Genomic DNA, 15,542 nt, shown 5'->3' with positions numbered 1-15,542 from the left:
GGTCGGGGTGGGTGCGGCCGACGCGTTCTGGCGCCCAGGTGAGGATGAACCGCATGATGCGGTCCGCTTCCGCCATTGCCGGATCCGACGGGTCCTCGGCGTCAGGGTTGACGTTGCTGAGTCGGAACCACGGCGCCTGGTCGGCGTGGTCGATGAGGACGACTGAGGGCTTGTCGTTGGGGCGGGTGGGGTTGGTGAACATGACGGAGCCGAAGAAGCGGATGTCGTCGAATGCCAAGGTCATGGACAGCAGCTGCAACATCATCGGATCCGTTCTTTTCAGCTGCCGGAGGGGTGCCAGCGGAGGTCGTGGGCGAGGTCGGCTTGGAAGTGCAGTAGCTGCCGTAACGCGTTCACCGCGTCGGTGTTCGCGGCCACCCAGCTGTCTTCGTGGATGACGTGCGCGGTGATGAGCTCGTCCGTGCAGCACCCTTGATTGGTTGCGGTGAGGATGGTGGTGTCCTGGGGGATGACGACCGCCACGGTGGCGTGATCCGCTGATGCGGGTTCGTAGCCGAGCGCCTGCATGTCGGGATGCTTCGCGAAGAACGCGGTCAGCCGGTTCGGCGGGACCAGGACGCCGGACTGCTGTGCGGCCCAACGGTCCGACATCACCCCACCGAGGGCGATGAGCTCATCTGCTTGCGCGTCGATGGTGTCTCCACGGTGCCAGCAGGTGCGCACTCCGCCGGGGCCCGGGTAGGCGGCGAGAGCCCAGTCGATGAGCGCTGGCCGGTCCGTCGCTTCCCACCCCAACGGCGTATGGAACACATGATTGCCAAGGGCAGGAAGGGCTGCACGGACGACGTCTGCAGGAAGGCCGATGTGTTCCGCGACGGCATGCGTGCCGCCACCGTGCAGGGCGATGGTCCGGGCGATGGCGAACACGGTCCGCCAGCGCGGTGTCGCGTCTCGTTGCATTGACGTTCCGTGCACTTGCCGGCCGTTCGCCCAGACGCGTTGCCGCTTCCCATTCACGATCACCAGGTCCGGATATCGGCGCACAAGCGACAGGACTCCGCCCTCCGATCCACCTGGCAGGAGGACCACGTCGTCGTGGCGGCCGTCCCCAGTTCCGTCATGAACGGTGGTGGTGGGGTCCGGAGTGGCGAGGAACGCGGTCCGGCCGTCCTCGAACCGGAGCCGGTCGAACGCTTCCACCTGGGCGGGCATGCCGGCGGCGGCGAGGGCGGTCAGCGTCTGGGTGATGTCGATGGTCCAGCCGAGTCCGAACGGTAGCGACAGGATCGTCTGGTGGTGCCGGATGTCCTGCACCCACTTCCGGTCAGACATCAGCAGGGCCGGCCGCTTCCACGCCACGGCCCATCGAACGGAGCTCCAGTAACACGTTCATCACCTGGGTCGCCGCTTCCACCAGGGGGTCCGCTGGATTCGTCAACGGTGCCCCGTTGAGGAGACTAAACGTCCACCTGTCGTCGGACGCTCGAACGGTGACGTGCCGCTGCAGGATCGCCGAACCGGTGGAGTTCGTGAACGTCAGTCCTGCCAGGGTTGGCCAGATGACGGCGTCGAACTGAGCAGTCAACGACAGCAGCCGCAACGTGATCGGCTCGAACCTCGCCGTCAGATGCTCAGGCATCGCCAGCCAACCGCGGGTCATCCTCTGACAGCCGTTCCAACCCGAACCCGGACGCCTCGAGGATCGCGTTTTCGCTCTCCTCGGTGGCAACGAACGACCCGATCTGCGCGTTGGCCGCGACGAGAGCTCCGATCCGACTCCGCGCGTCCAACACGACAGCCGCGATCTCGTCGTTGGTGCAATCGGAGGTGAGTTCCGGCTTTGAGGGATGCAGGGCAGGGAACTCGAGTTGCTGCACCGGCGGATGCCACTTCACCCCGACGCGCAGGACCCGGCCGTCGACGTCATTGCGGTAGAACATCGAGCCGAACGGATGGCCCATATCGAGGGTGAGATCCGCACCATAGAGCGTCCAACCGGCGGCCGCGTGGGCCGGATCCCACCGCTGCACTGTGAGCGCCCCGAGCCCCATCTTCAGACCCGGGATGAGCGCTTGACCGGGTTGAAGATCGGCGTAGAGCGCGGTCAGGTTCGGGTGTGTCTGGTCGCGCAAGTCAGATAAGCGGATTCGTGGCATGCCGCACACAGCCTCTAGCTGGCGCTCACGCACCGCGTCAGCGCTGTCGTCCGGCCCCTGCTGCGGCTGCTCTTCAGCATCCTTCACGACTGCCTTCCTCTCTTGACGTGCCGATTTTCTGATGCTGATAGTAATCAGCAGCATCCTTTTTGGGAAGGGGGAAAGTCGCTCATCGACTTCGCGAAGTGCAACGAGGAGTGTGGCCCACCAAGACGGCTACTTCCCTGTTCTGGTGCGGATGTAGCGCTGTTGGAGTGGCTGCCGTGAGGCTGCCGTCCTTGCTCGGATCTCGGATCTCCCAGCTGAAGTGAGGGATCACGCATACGGATGGCGTGACCGAAACCACAACGCAGAGAAACCGCCAGCCAGCCCCTCGAAGCCGCTCCGGCTTCACCCACGAATCGCAGAACACAGAAACCGTGGAGTGGTACACGCCCCGCTGGCTCATCGACGCCATCGGCATCCACTACGACATCGACGTGTGCTCACCCGGCGCGGACAAGACGGCCATCCCCGCCGACCGTCACTACACGATTACCGACGACGGCCTCACGTCGCCCTGGGACGGCACCGTCTGGTGCAACCCGCCCTACGGCCGCGAAACCGGCACCTGGATGACCAAGCTCGCCGACCACGGCGACGGCATCGCGCTTGTCTTCGCCCGAACCGACACCGCCTGGTTCCAAGCAGCCGCATCCCGCGCGACGGCCATCAGCTTTCTCGCCGGTCGCGTCAAGTTCATCGACGGCCGAACTGGCAAGCCATCACCCGGAAGCCCAGGCTCTGGCTCCGCGCTCCTCGCCTATGGGCAGAGAGCGGCGAACGCCCTCACCACCGCCAACCTCGGCATCACCCTCACCAACATCAAGGAACGCTCATGACCGACAACTTCCCCGACCTCAGCACTCCCGTCCCTGGCTCGGCTGAAACCCGCCCTTGGGAGAGGACCAAGGCGCCCGCCATCGAAACGTGCCCCATCCGTGCGGCTCACGAGCACACCGAAGAAGAGCGAACGGAACTCCGGAACTTCGGCGCTCGGTGGGGCGCGCGCAGTGTGGATGCGTACATCGAACTGCACGAGCAGCCGTCCGCCCGCGGCCGATACACCCGTATACGTCACCGCCGCCCCCCAATGCACGGCCTGCGGGACTACGCCCTCACCGTGGCGTGGGCAGGCCCAGCGAAGACCAACGACGACATCCACGCGGAACGTGCAGCCGCAGAGAAGCAGTACGAGGCCGAAGAGCTGCGTACTGCCGCGGAACTCGGCATCACCCTCGCCGGGCTCCGCCGGCGGCACTGGTCAGAAGTCAGCCACCTCGGCGACGGCGGTATTCACCGTCTGCGACGCGACCTCGCATGGCTGCGCGCCGACGTCGCAGCACCCCGACACCGGATGGACATCCTTTCGCTGTTCCCGGACGGCGCGGACGTGCCCCTCAAGGACTTCCGATTCGACCTCCCGCAGCCTCAGCAGCAGGCGAGCATCAGAGCGCGCACCCGTTCTAGCGACTACCGACGGTTCCCGAAGCAGACCGGGGGTGCGTCGTGAGCAGCAGCCTCGAAGCGCGAACCAGCGCATTCCTGTCCGCGGCCCGTCACTGCCACGGCGACAAGTACGACTACAGCCGAGTCATCCACGAGTATCGGAACGCGCACACCGCCATCAGCATTGGCTGCTCCGACCACGGCGTCTTTCGTCAAACGCCGAACGAGCACCGCCGCGGCGCGGCCTGCCCAGACTGCTCGGCTCGGCGCGGGTCCAGCGCTGAAGCGAGGCACCGCAAGTTCCTCAACGCTGCTGCAGCAGCGCACGGCAACCGCTACGACTACGACGCCGTCCAGTACGTCGACCAGCGCACGCACGTCACCATCACCTGCAGAGCCCACGGCCACTTTCAGCAGCGGCCGGACCGTCACATCGCCGGCCACAACTGCCCCACCTGCGCCCACGCCGCCCGATTCACCACCCGCCGCAACACCGCAACACCGCCAACGCTGCCCAGCTGGTGGAACTGACCCGACCCAAAAAGGAGCATGACATGAACCAGCCCAACATCGAGGGAAACCTCTCCAGCCCGAACACCGCGCTCATCGGACACGGAAGCGACCAGTGAGGCGAGGCGTACCAACGAGACCGAGAGGTGCTGAAGATGAGTAGCAGCATCCTCATCCGCGAGCACTACAACCTCGACGCGGAGGACACGAGCTGGAGGCGATGCGCCCCTGACTAGCAGCGCAAGGTCCCCTACCCGCTCGAGCACAAGCCGAAGTAGCGACGAAATGCCCCTCCGCGAAGCAGAGGGGCGTTCTGCTGTTCCTGCGCGGTGACGACCCGCTTGTAGCGGACGGCAGGACCGCCCTGCTGCCGGGCTCAGTGCTGCATCACGTGCTGTCGATAGTCCCAGAGCACCAAGCTCACGTGCCCCTCGGGCACTTGCCCGTCGAAGGGGTTGTTCACCCGCACCTCAACGTCGAAGACCTCTCGAACAAACTTGACTCGCTTCGCGAGTGCCGCATCGTTCGCTACTGCTGGTGCCGCCGCAGCCAGGACGGGCCTACGCCGACCGGGCATGAAGGGGCGGAAAAGGACAGCATCCTCGAACAGATCCTCGTACCAGCCGAACGTCATGTCATCGACGAGCTGCGGGTCCATCAGGTTCCGCACACCTGACGGGCCGACATAGCGATCATCGATGATTAGCCCTTGAGCGCTAGCGATCCGCTCGAGACGGCTTTGAACCAGGTCGGAAGTACGGCTTGTCACGGTAAGAGAGCCTCCAGGCGTTGGCGGGGAACCGCCAAAGTCTGCCAGGCCGAGGCCTGTCCGCGGAGGCGCGGCACGCCCGGAAGGTCAGGGGGCGCCGCTTGCCCTGCAGTGAGGCCCGACGAGACAGGCCTGCTCTGCAGAGTGGTTAAGATTCGCACGTGCACAGATGCTCAACTCCTGCGTCGGCGGGTCGACCAGCGCTCGTCGAATCCAGTTGGCCCCAGTTCGGTCTGGGCGCGGCGGAGCCGTCAGCATGAGGCTCACCTCCGCGCGCATTCGGGGCTTTGGCCGGCTCGTCGACACCAAGATCAACCTAGACGCGAAGTTGATCGCGGTCGTCGGCCCTAACGAAGCCGGCAAATCGACGCTGCTGGACGCGCTTGCACATCTCAACGGTCCCAAGGAAGTGCCGTCTGCTCGTCGCTCGAGAGGCGCCGTTGGCATCGCTGATAACAGTAGAGCGATCGAGGCGACGTTCCAACTCGACGAGGAAGACCGGGGTGCGCTGAAGGATCTCGATCTCGAAGAGATGCCGGTCCGTGCCTTGATTGCGCGGACGATGTCGGGTGAAGGTCCGTACGTCGACCTTGAGCCGGTGCCGAGGAAGCGCCGGGCTCCGATCGAGGATGTCGCGACATCCATCAGGGAGCTGGTCGCATCGGTTCAAGGCCCTTTCGCGTTCACCTCGGAGGACGGGTCGTGGAGTACCGCGGTCGGCGACCAAGAGCGCGACTTCGGGAATGACCTAAGTGTGCTAGCAGAAGGCGTTGATGCGTTCTTGAGAGAGCCGTCCGCTGTTCTCGAAGCGAATGACATCCAACTTGCAGAAGAGATGGCTGCTGCGCTTAGCGCCGAGCAAGAAGCATCGGCTTCGCTCAAGGGCGTTCTGAATCGTCTGATTGCCTGGGCTAAGGTGCCGGATCCAGCGGGAGCCGCGCGCGATACGATTTGGCACCGCACGCCGGCTTTCTTGCTGTTCGGGGAGAGCGACCGCGCCTTGAGGTCCACTTATACCTTCGACGAGAGTCTTGCTCAGAACGCGCCGGGGGCGCTGGCGAACCTTGCAGCGACAGCGGGCCTGGACCTGGAGCAACTCCACGAATATCACGCGTCCAACGACGTTACGAGGCGCCAAACGGCATTGAATCGGGGCAACAAGCGCCTCGAGGAGTTCTTCCGAGGCGCATGGAGACAGAGTGATCTTTCTGTCCAGCTATCCCTCGATGGGGACCTTCTCCGTATCCAGCTCGAGGAGGACAACGGTTCCGTCACGGTGTTCGACGAACGGAGCGCGGGCTTGCGGATGTTCGTCGCGCTTGTGTGTTTCCTTGCAACCCGCGAATCGGATGTGCCGCCAGTCCTCCTGGTGGACGAAGCTGAAAACCACCTCCACCTTGACGCGCAGGCCGATCTCGTAAACATGTTTGTGTCGCAGGACCAGGCCGCGAAGATCATATACACAACTCACAGCCCAGGTTGTCTTCCACCTGACTTGGGCACAGGCATCCGTTCTGTGGTGCCCTCGGAAGAGGTGGATCGAAGTGACGTCCGTAACAGCTTTTGGGAGGGTGCTGCAGGCTATTCCCCTCTCATGATGGCAATGGGCGCGTCCGCTGCGGCGTTCACCCCGACTCGGCGAGTAGTACTCGCAGAGGGTGCCGCGGACATGCTGCTCTACCCCAGCCTAATCCGGCGGGCGACGGGCCTTTCGGAACTCCCCTATCAGGTCGCGCCGGGTCTGGCGGAAGTATCTCGCGACCTGCTGACTAGCCTTGACCTTGAAGCGGCCAAAGTGGCGTATCTGGTAGACAAAGACCAGGGCGGGAAGAAGCTGCGGAAGACCCTAGTCGATTCTGGTGTTCCCGAGGACCTCGTTATCTCTGCCGAGGCGCCCGGTGTCGAGGCTCTAGTGGCTCCTGATTGCCTCCGCGATGCGTTCGCAGCACTCCTCCCAGAGTGCAACCTAGGGCTAACAGTTGAGGTCGATGCGATCCCGGCTGCGGCGACAGGTTCGAAGACGCTCGACCAATCCCTGCGGGAGTGGGCAAAGACAAGGGGGCTTCAAGCGCCCGGGAAGGTAGCTGTCGGCAATTGGCTCGTTCAGAATGCCGCGGCGACTTCGACGGAGTCTCAACGCGAGGTGTTGCGTGGGGTGCACGAACGACTCTTGAAGGCGCTTGGCTAAAGTGACTGATGTTGCCGTGCTCGTGGACTGGCTGAAGACGTCGGCACGGCTCGCCTCGGCGATCATGGCTGCGGGGTCATGCTGGGCGGCGGACCCCCGACGAGACCGTCATGCCTGTTGAGCTACGGCCCGATGGGCTCTCCTTTGCCTTCTGAGCTACAAGACGTAGACGAACCAGGTGCGCCAGTGTTTCGGTCCGAAAACCCCCGGTGAGAGCCTTAGCGCAGGCTACAGGTGTGCCGGGCTCGGGGTTCCGTTGGACAGGGGCCGTAGAGACTACGGCCCGATCGGCCTGGATAAGCCGATCCCGGAGTTTCGTAAACGCCCCCCACAGAAAACCCCCGTTCACGCGGGGGTTTTCTTCGTTCGTGGGAGTGGCTCTGGTGCAGTTCTGGTGCACGCCGTCCATCCACCGCTTCAGACCGCCCCTCTCGTGACCGCCATCTCCTCGGCAGGGCTGCTTGTCGGGGTTCCTCCCGGGCTGATGCTCAGATCCACTCGCTTGTTTCACGAGCGTGCGTGACGAAGCGGAGGTGCTCGCTTGCGTCTCTCCCGCTTCCTCGCGAGTCGAGCGCCACCGCCGGCTGGCGTTGCACAACATCTAGACCAGTGCCCAGATGTGCGGCAAGGTGCCGAGAGGGACCCTAGAACAGCATGTGCACGGCTGGCCGCGACCGTCGCTCTGGGCTATACCCCAACACGGCAGCGCGGCGAATGCGTTAGCCGTTGTTCCCGTCAAAGTGGTTGCGGAGTACCTACCATCAACCCATGGCACGCAAGAAAACTGACGGCGCCGCAGCAGAGGCACGCCGCCGTACCGCGTCGGCGAAACGCCGAGGTGCAGCGCCGCAGCCCGGGACGCACGACGTCACGGATGGACTAAGAACACCAGACCCTCACGTTTCGCTTTGGAATGCGTCGCGGTCTGGAGCGCGGGCCGGACGCGGTTTTCGCTACCAGGATGTGATGACAGCTCTCGTAATTGTCAACCTTTGGCAGGAGCGTGACAACCGAGGCCGTGTCATCCCCGAGGGTTACGACGACGCCACAGTCGATAGTGAGCTAGGCCAACGACACATTCAGATGAAATCTCGAAGGCCCTCTGCTGGTCAATTTTCGGTCAGTCAACTCCGTAAAGACTTACGTTCGATTGCGGAAGCGTGGCAGAAACGACGCACTGCCGACCTCGAGCCATCCACAATACTTATTCTCGAGCGGTCAGTCGAAACCATCGATTTGCCCACCTGGAGGTTAGATACCCGGTCGCACAACGAACGGCTAGCAACTCATATACGACAAAGTTGGCAGCATGATCCCGACGACGCAGACGCCTTTGCGGCGAGCGTCCAAGTCCTAACATGTGACACCCCGAGGGAAGATGCCATCGAGATTATTTCAGCTACCCGAGATCTGCCGGCGGCTGTTTCTGAGATAGTTTTTTCGGCCATTTGTACCGAGATCGGAAAATTAGCGGATCTGAACGCCGACCAAGAGTTGCATCGCCAGGCGTCGCTGACAATACATGACGTTGATAACATCGTCGATCACATCCTTTCTGTAGTGGATGCAGAGCTCCTTGAAGAGGCGACGACGCTAGGAGTATTGACTTCGGTCACCTGGTCGGAGCTCAATCTGACCGAAGCCACGACGGGACGCTTATATCCAACACCTCATCTTCTCGTCCGACGCGATTCCTTAATTAACCAGATAGTCGATACCGCCATTCAGAGTAACTTCGCGCTGGTGGCGGGGCCGAGTGGCTCTGGTAAATCAGAAGCTATATGGGCGGCTGCGCGAGAAATACGCGCTGAATACCGCTGGCAAGAACTACATTCTTTGGTGCCCACCGGTCGAAGTGGCAGGGATTCCATTGCGTTGGTCGTTGCGCGAATCGAAAGTCTTCAGCCTAGCAAGTACGCACCCGTAGGGATCCTCGTTGACGACGCCGGTCGACACGACCCGGCACTTTTAGAACGAATGCTTCGACGCGTGACTACTCTTCCGGGCATAGTAGTAATCCTCTCTGTTCGAGAAGAGGATCGACCTCTCGTGCCGCTCCTTTCTGCTGTAGCGCCGATCGTACCAAGTCTTGATGACGACTTGGCGCACACATTGTGGAGAAAGTATCAGGAGCGCGGACTAACTCAATGGGCCGGCTGGCGAGAGCCGGCAGAAGCGTCGAACGGACTTCTTCTCGAATACGTCACCCTGCTTACGGAAGGGAGGGGACTGGATGCAGTAGTATCCTCACAAATTCAGGCGAGGGAGAACGATCCCGGTCGCCACCTGGAACTCGACATCCTGCGGATTGTTTCCACTGCGAATCAGTATGGGGTGCCTCTGCGTGCGTCTTCGGTTCAACGTCTGCTAGCGGCGGGACCGAGCGAGTTCAGTGCCGCAGCCAGACGCTTGATAAACGAGCATCTCATCGTTCAAGACGAGGGTGAGTTATTCCGCCCCCTGCACGAATTGCGTTCCGCTGCAATTGCTAGAGCGACAAATTTATTCGGGCAGAGTGAGACAGAGCAACTGATCGTTCAAGTTGTTGATGTTGCGGACATAGCGCGATTCCTTCGTCGCTGCCTAGAGCAGCGTGCGACAATCGAATCGATAGTGCGCACCTCGGTGCGCCGAGTACATACTGACCGAAACATTCACACTCTTGTCGCTGTGGTTAGCGGATTCAGGATCAACGCCTTCCGCTTACGTGCGCAGGAGTGGAAGCAGACGCTTGATGAAGCTGGGGTAGAGTCAGGCCTTGCCGTGAGTGCCTTTTCGATGTCGCGCACGCAACCGACGAACGATATCGATCACCTTTGGAAGCCAGAGGTGGTAACGGCTATTGCTCGTCTTCGGGCCATGCCGACAGAGCCCGACCTTCGAGCAGTCTGGACGGAACTCGACGGCGTACTCGTGTCAGAACTGCTGGCGGAAGCTGCATCCGAAGAGTCGCCGGACTCTCTGCTTACCGCCCTGACTGCGTTAGGGGGCATTGAGCCGGCCGTCGCGGAGGCCGCGGCCCTCGCCGCGGGTTCACGCCTAGCGGTGTGGGACATTGAAGAAGCCGCCAACCTCGTGGAAGCGCTGCGACTCGTGGACCCAGCGCTGGCCGCATCGGCAGTGGAAGCGTCCGGCGGGGAGCAGTCGGCCCTAAGTAGGCTCGTGATCGAGCGTCCATGGTTGGTGAGTCTCGAGCGAGAAGAAAAAGCCGTTGTAGGCCGTTGGGTTTTCTTCGACGAGGCTGTCCAGCCGGACCAGAATAAATCCGTGGTCGATATTTGTCGCCTAGCCCTTGCGCTTGCCCCCTCCGCGGAGATTGCCCGAATCCAGGCTGTGGATACACGCGGTAGGCGGGCTATGGTCGGTCAGTACCCCGTCGCCGATAAAGCGATACCGCGAGTGAACCTACCGCATCGCCTCGAGGTTGCGGAAAATCGCGCTCAGGCGCGGGCGTTGTCACGGCTGTACGGAAAGGGAACTTTCACAGAAAAAGTCGCGGCGGAGGCAGAAGGGTTCCGGTTGATTCAACTGCTCCTGGAGCCGATCGCGTCAGCATTCCTTCACGACAATGCCTTGTCTGCGGAGTCGACGCGTGTTCTGCTGGCTCTAAAAGAAATACTTGAGGCAACGGCGGCACCCGCGCAGGAGGGCTTCGCTGAGGAGCTACCTGGGGCGTTAGGTGAGTATCCAAGCGACGGCGACGCGGTGCTTGCCATTCGTTCTTTCTTACAAACCGTCGTTCCTGATTTAGTGTCGATGCCGATACGTGAGCGTACTCCACAACGAGCGGCTTCTAACTTAAAGGACATCGTTGCGAGATTGCGATCCGTGGTAGCGGTCGATAGGTATCGGTTCCTTGCGTCGCCCCTCGTTCTTCCGGAGCTCATCATTGAATTAACTGCGTTGCAAGTTTTGGCGTCAGCCGGTTCTCGCAATGACCAGGGCCTATGGGCGAAGATGCGTGCTTCCCTCGGAGGAGCACATTCAGGTCACGCTGTTCGTTTGGCGGCAGATCGGGCCTCACGTCTGGCGGGCGAATTGCTCGCCTCTGAAGCGCGTTCATTGCAGTTTGCCCTGAACCGTGACGGGCTCGAGGCGCGCGTTGTTGTAGTTCCTAGCGACACCGAATCCCTTGCTTGGCCACCCGGCGAGCTAATCGCCGTGGTAGAGGATGGAACAGTCGATAGCTATTTCGAAAATGTGAACCGTTATGCAGATATTGCCCGAAGCTCGCGCGAATACTTCTTGCGCAGAGTTTGGATTGCGAAAAAAGAAGCGCACGGCGTGCTACGCCCTAGCGTGATGCAAGTGGCCTATGAAGGCATACTGCCATTATTGGACCGGGGCGATTTAGATCGGTTCGAGGAATTTGCTCCTGAGCCTATCTCCGCAGATTACCGCAGGGTGATACGAAATGCATACGACGTCGCTAGTATAATCACTGTGATAGCTGTCCGAGGAAGCCATCTGGCCCCCGCCGATGAGATTAAGCATCTTGACCGCTTCGTCATAGATTTCCGTGCATCTCTCAGTCTCCTGCGGAGTTCTTTGAAGTCGCAGGAGGTCACCCGCTATTCGGAAGCGCTTGGTAATCTGCTTAGCGGGATAGAAGCTTTGGTCGAGACGGATTTGGCAAGTTTGCAAGGTGTGGTCGAAAGTGGTGATAGAGGGTGGCGTTCGGGGAGATTTAAGAGCCTTGACGCGCTCGACCCGTCGGAAGCCGCCACTGCAGGAAGCGACGCCGAGTACATCTACTCCTGGTCAGTGATCACGTCGCAGGTTGAGGACGACCCGGTGGCTGCGCGTATTCTGTAGGCGAAGAACTTGCGAGAGTAGCACTTGTGAAACAATGTCTGTCCTCCTAAACAGGCCGTCGGTTTCAATCAGTTGAAACGAGCGTCACTGACATAAGAGGCCGCTATCGGCGCGAAGCACAACCGCCGGCCACCTCTCGAGGGGTGGTCGGCCGTTGCTCGATGTGGGGGAGTGTCGTCAGTGTGCGGCGTCGTACGCGTCGCGGACGGCCTGGCTGATCCGTCCACGGGAGGAGACCTCGTGGCCGTTAGCTGCAGCCCACTCGCGGATCTTGCCGAGCTCCTCGGAGTTCCCACGCTTGTGGGCGCTGCCGGAGGAGGCGCGGCCGCTGCGGTTGCCGGTCTTGCGGGCAGCGGCGATGTAGTCGGAGAACGCTTCGCGGAACTGGTCTGCGTTGTCGTCCGTGAGGTCGATTTCGTAGTTGGTGCCGTCGAAGCCGAAGGTGACCGTGCGGCCCTTGCCGTCTTCGATGGTGTCGCCAGTCAAGTCGTCGACGAGCTGCGTGGTGACTTTCTGCGCCATAGGAGGCCGCTTTTCACTAGGGGATGTCTTTCTACTGTGACATACGTCGCTCCGAAAAGTCGTACCTCGCGACTCGATACTCTGCTTCCTGCCGGTGAGGCAGAATGGTCTCGATGACGAAAAGCACACCCGTTCCCTCCGGTTACGCCGCCGCTTTGGCCGAGCTGAAGCAGCAAGTGAGAAATGCCCGCTTCACTGCGCAGCGACGCGTCAACACTGACCTGGTGCGTCTGTACTGGGGGATTGGCTCCACGATCCTGCAGCGGCAGGAGCAGGAGGGGTGGGGAACCAACGTCATCGGTCGGCTCGCTGAAGATCTCCGTGCGGCGTTCCCGGAGATGAAGGGCTTCTCGCGCGCCAACCTCGTATCTTATGTCAGCTTGCACGCAGGCAACCTTGACCAGTGTCGTGAGATCGAAATAAGTCGCGGAGCTTCTCGGGTACGTAGCGTTTGACGCCCCGTCACCGGGCTTTTTTGCGGCTATCGGGACGTTCCCACCGGGGCGCTTCTACGGTGCGAGCATCTGAGCCACGACCGCGTACAGCTCCTTCGGGTCACGAGCGAGCATCTGCTTGATCAACGCAGCCTGCTCGTCCATCACGACCTCGTAGTCGTCGCGCTCGACCCCGTCCAGGGTCGCGCGCGCCACGTCCGCGGGGTCGGTCTTGGCGATCGAGACTCCCGCCGTCATGTCCGTGTCGGCTACTCCGAGGTGCCATCGACAGCCCCGACGCTGTCGCTCTCGGCGCGTGGCCGAGCGAACACCACCCTCAGTGGCACGCGTCCGAGGTCACAGCCAGCAGCAGGCCGGGAAACCGCAGGTTGAGCTCTTCGACGCGAAGGCGGATGTCGTGCGTACGACCGTGGACCTCGTACACCACCATGCCCGCCTCGCGGAGGGTCTTGAAGTGGTACGAACAGGTCGCCTTCGACGCGGCGAACGCAGCCCAGACGTCGTTCTTCGGCAAGGGCGCGCCGTTGGCGAGCATCCGCACAATCTCGAGCCGGGTGGGATCGCCGAGCGCCTTCAAGACCGTCTCGAGCGGGATGTCCGCCAAGTCGGCGCTCGGGTAGTCGGGCATGCGCCTCCAATCGTTCGATGAATATCTAACGGTCCACTAGCGTGTCCGTATGACATCCTTCGAACGATCGTATCCGGCCCGTGGCATGGGCGCTGCTGCACTGGCGCGCCTGTGGGTCCTCGCTGCTGCACTGTTCGTGGTCGGGACGAACGCGTTCGTGATCGCCGGCGTCCTACCGGACCTCGCCGAGGGACTGCGCACCTCCACCGCGACGGTCGCCACGGCGATCACCTGGTACGCCGCCGTCGTCGCGCTGGCGTCACCCCTCGTCGCCACGTTCCTGGCGGTGGTCCCGCGCCGGGGCCTCCTCACGACTGGGATGGCGTTGGTCGCGATCGGCACCGCGGTCACGGCGGTGGCAGGGAACGTCGACGTGTTCATCGTCGGACGAGTCGTCGCCGCGCTCGGCGGCGCGGCCCTCGTGCCACCCGCAACCGCGGCTGCCCCGACGCTCGTCGAGCCGCACCACCGCGGACGCGCGATCGCCATCGTCACTGCAGGATTCGCTGGCGCGATCGCGTTCGGGTCGCCGCTCGGCGCGGCGGTCGCTGCTGGGATCGGCTGGCGGGCCGCGCTCGTCGGCATCGCGGTGCTCGCCGGGCTCCTCGCGGTCACGCTCGGGCTGACGATGACAGGCATCCCCGGTGCTGCCGCGCGGTCGCTGCGGGAGCGCTTCAGTATCCTCGCGGATCGACGGATTCTCCTCGCGCTGGTCGCGATGGTGTCCTACATGGTGTCGTTCAACGTGCTCTACGTCTTCACCTCGGAGGTCCTCGCTCCGGTCGTCGGCGGGCGTCCCGGCGTGCTCGCCGTCGTGCTGCTCTCCTTCGGGCTCGCGACCCTGGTGGGGACATGGCTCGGTGGAATTGCGGTGGATCGGCGCAGCGGCGTGTGGGCCACCGTTCTCGGCCTCATCGCGATGGCAGCTGTCTACGCGGCGCTGTCCGTGTCCACCCAATCTCTGCCGGGCGCGATCCTGCTCTACGCCGTATGGGGCCTCGTCGCCATCGCGCCGCAGATCGGGATCCAGGCCGTCCTCGTCACGGCAAACCCGGCAGAGGTCGGCGTCTCACTGTCGTGGTACTCGACCGCGACATACGTCGGCATCGCAGTCGCACCTGTCCTCGGTGCGGGTGCACTCCACCTCGGCGCGTGGGCCGTGCTCCTTGCAGCGGGCGTGGCCGCACTCGTCGCGCTCGCACTCGTCGCCGTCTCGACGCAAACCGGCGAACGCCAGTCGGCGGCATGAGGCTTCGCATGTGCGTCCGACACCGATACAGAGCTTCGGACACGCGCGAGTAGCCCCCCCGATCGCGACCAACTCACCACGGAGAAATCTTCCCGACGTCCGCACCATCGACGACGGGGGTCGCCGTGGTGATCGAGTCCCTGAGCAGGTTCCATGAGGTATCGGCTTAATCAGTTGAGTGCTGCTCCTTCGTATGAGCCGGAGATGCGCCGATAATTTACGTTATGTCAGATTCCGCAACGGCCAGCCCCTGCCACTCTCCTGCCTTGACCAGGGTCGTGAGATCGACGCGAGCCGCGGAGCTGCTCGGGTACGTAGCGTTTTTCAGCAGTACGGCTGTCCCATCGGCCATGCTCGGATGCATGCAGCGGTTGTGGGCTTGGTTTTCGGCTTTCCTGGGCCTGGTCATCATGGTCATCGACTACGTCGACGGCGCGATCCTCGGGACCTGGTTTGACGAGCATGCTGTTTTCGATGCCCCGGACGTCATTGGCGAGTTCTTCATCGCCGGCCTCGGTCTGGTCCTTCTGGTCGGGGGTGTACTCACCGCCGTGCTAGCGCGGCATCCCGCAGACCACTCGAGCGCCCGGTAGCGGATCCCCTATCGGAACCCTGCATCCCTCTCCCCCGCTCGCGTTCTGCAGTAACCGGTGGTGGCAAGGCTTGAAGCCGATACTCATTTTTCTGTCAGGGGACTGCTGCAGGTTTGGTTGACTCCTGACAGGTAGGGGCATTGGCTCCTGCTGGAAGGATGTGCGCCATGGTGAAGGCGTATCCGGAAGAGTTCCGCCGTGACGTGAT

General features: G+C 62.5%; 16 protein-coding genes. 8 read left to right on the top strand and 8 right to left on the bottom strand.

Annotated features, from left to right (window positions below; all coding sequences use genetic code 11):
* The 4 genes from DEJ25_RS16305 to DEJ25_RS16290 all read right to left on the bottom strand — a co-directional run.
* Window positions 1-265: hypothetical protein (locus tag DEJ25_RS16305; RefSeq protein ID WP_146240720.1), on the bottom strand; the 265-nt coding region annotated here is incomplete at its 3' end.
* Window positions 266-279: 14 nt separating this feature from the next.
* The gene (locus tag DEJ25_RS16300; RefSeq protein WP_146240719.1) at window positions 280-1,293 is read right to left on the bottom strand and encodes a hypothetical protein; all 1,014 of its coding nucleotides are present in this window, start codon (window positions 1,291-1,293) and stop codon (window positions 280-282) included.
* Window positions 1,286-1,621, bottom strand: coding sequence for a hypothetical protein (locus DEJ25_RS16295; RefSeq protein ID WP_146240718.1), 336 nt, complete (start codon window positions 1,619-1,621; stop codon window positions 1,286-1,288). Before DEJ25_RS16295 ends, DEJ25_RS16300 begins: the two co-directional genes overlap by 8 nt.
* Window positions 1,593-2,204: a hypothetical protein gene (locus DEJ25_RS16290; protein WP_111045335.1), complete on the bottom strand. Its 612-nt coding sequence runs from the start codon at window positions 2,202-2,204 to the stop codon at window positions 1,593-1,595. The genes DEJ25_RS16295 and DEJ25_RS16290 overlap by 29 nt, the downstream gene beginning before the upstream one ends.
* A gap of 245 nt (window positions 2,205-2,449) precedes the next feature.
* Here DEJ25_RS16290 and DEJ25_RS16285 point away from each other — a divergent pair, with 245 nt between their 5' ends.
* From DEJ25_RS16285 to DEJ25_RS16495, 3 genes are read left to right on the top strand one after another with little or no spacing between them, the layout of a single operon-like run.
* Complete coding sequence (locus DEJ25_RS16285) at window positions 2,450-2,998, top strand: phage N-6-adenine-methyltransferase (RefSeq protein WP_220033248.1); 549 nt, start codon at window positions 2,450-2,452, stop codon at window positions 2,996-2,998.
* The gene (locus DEJ25_RS16500) at window positions 2,995-3,669 is read left to right on the top strand and encodes a hypothetical protein (protein WP_146240717.1); all 675 of its coding nucleotides are present in this window, start codon (window positions 2,995-2,997) and stop codon (window positions 3,667-3,669) included. Before DEJ25_RS16285 ends, DEJ25_RS16500 begins: the two co-directional genes overlap by 4 nt.
* Window positions 3,666-4,136: a hypothetical protein gene (locus DEJ25_RS16495; RefSeq protein WP_146240716.1), complete on the top strand. Its 471-nt coding sequence runs from the start codon at window positions 3,666-3,668 to the stop codon at window positions 4,134-4,136. Before DEJ25_RS16500 ends, DEJ25_RS16495 begins: the two co-directional genes overlap by 4 nt.
* A gap of 355 nt (window positions 4,137-4,491) precedes the next feature.
* Here DEJ25_RS16495 and DEJ25_RS16275 read toward each other — a convergent pair whose 3' ends face one another.
* Entirely contained in the window at window positions 4,492-4,884 is a 393-nt protein-coding gene (locus DEJ25_RS16275; protein WP_146240715.1) for a hypothetical protein, read from the bottom strand.
* A gap of 256 nt (window positions 4,885-5,140) precedes the next feature.
* On the opposite strand from DEJ25_RS16275, the gene DEJ25_RS16270 reads away from it, so the two are divergent.
* Together DEJ25_RS16270 and DEJ25_RS16490 are read left to right on the top strand one after the other, a co-directional pair.
* Window positions 5,141-7,072: an AAA family ATPase gene (locus tag DEJ25_RS16270; protein ID WP_181427478.1), complete on the top strand. Its 1,932-nt coding sequence runs from the start codon at window positions 5,141-5,143 to the stop codon at window positions 7,070-7,072.
* A 768-nt stretch (window positions 7,073-7,840) separates the two neighbouring features.
* A complete protein-coding gene (locus tag DEJ25_RS16490; protein ID WP_146240714.1) occupies window positions 7,841-11,887 on the top strand; it encodes a hypothetical protein in 4,047 nt (1,348 codons plus the stop codon).
* A gap of 177 nt (window positions 11,888-12,064) precedes the next feature.
* On the opposite strand, the gene DEJ25_RS16265 is transcribed toward DEJ25_RS16490, so the two are convergent.
* Window positions 12,065-12,409, bottom strand: a complete 345-nt coding sequence (locus tag DEJ25_RS16265; protein ID WP_111045330.1) for an Lsr2 family protein — start codon at window positions 12,407-12,409, stop codon at window positions 12,065-12,067.
* Window positions 12,410-12,522: 113 nt separating this feature from the next.
* Here DEJ25_RS16265 and DEJ25_RS16260 point away from each other — a divergent pair, with 113 nt between their 5' ends.
* Window positions 12,523-12,864 carry a DUF1016 N-terminal domain-containing protein gene (locus DEJ25_RS16260; RefSeq protein ID WP_258366342.1) on the top strand — a complete coding sequence of 114 codons (342 nt, stop codon included), beginning with the start codon at window positions 12,523-12,525 and terminating at the stop codon, window positions 12,862-12,864.
* Window positions 12,865-12,918: 54 nt separating this feature from the next.
* Here the strand turns inward: DEJ25_RS16260 and DEJ25_RS16255 are convergent, their stop codons facing one another.
* A complete protein-coding gene (locus tag DEJ25_RS16255) occupies window positions 12,919-13,101 on the bottom strand; it encodes a hypothetical protein (protein ID WP_110903942.1) in 183 nt (60 codons plus the stop codon).
* Between the two features lie 79 nt (window positions 13,102-13,180).
* Window positions 13,181-13,492 (bottom strand): helix-turn-helix transcriptional regulator, encoded by a 312-nt coding sequence (locus DEJ25_RS16250; RefSeq protein WP_111045328.1) that lies wholly within the window; start codon window positions 13,490-13,492, stop codon window positions 13,181-13,183.
* A gap of 49 nt (window positions 13,493-13,541) precedes the next feature.
* Here DEJ25_RS16250 and DEJ25_RS16245 point away from each other — a divergent pair, with 49 nt between their 5' ends.
* Together DEJ25_RS16245 and DEJ25_RS16240 are read left to right on the top strand one after the other, a co-directional pair.
* The gene (locus DEJ25_RS16245; protein ID WP_110903940.1) at window positions 13,542-14,741 is read left to right on the top strand and encodes an MFS transporter; all 1,200 of its coding nucleotides are present in this window, start codon (window positions 13,542-13,544) and stop codon (window positions 14,739-14,741) included.
* Between the two features lie 362 nt (window positions 14,742-15,103).
* Window positions 15,104-15,334 (top strand): hypothetical protein, encoded by a 231-nt coding sequence (locus DEJ25_RS16240; RefSeq protein ID WP_146240713.1) that lies wholly within the window; start codon window positions 15,104-15,106, stop codon window positions 15,332-15,334.
* Window positions 15,335-15,542 lie beyond the last annotated feature (208 nt).

This window comes from Curtobacterium sp. MCPF17_011 (assembly GCF_003234145.1).
Classification (GTDB): Bacteria; Actinomycetota; Actinomycetes; order Actinomycetales; family Microbacteriaceae; genus Curtobacterium.
This window is presented reverse-complemented; position numbering and strand designations above follow the sequence as displayed.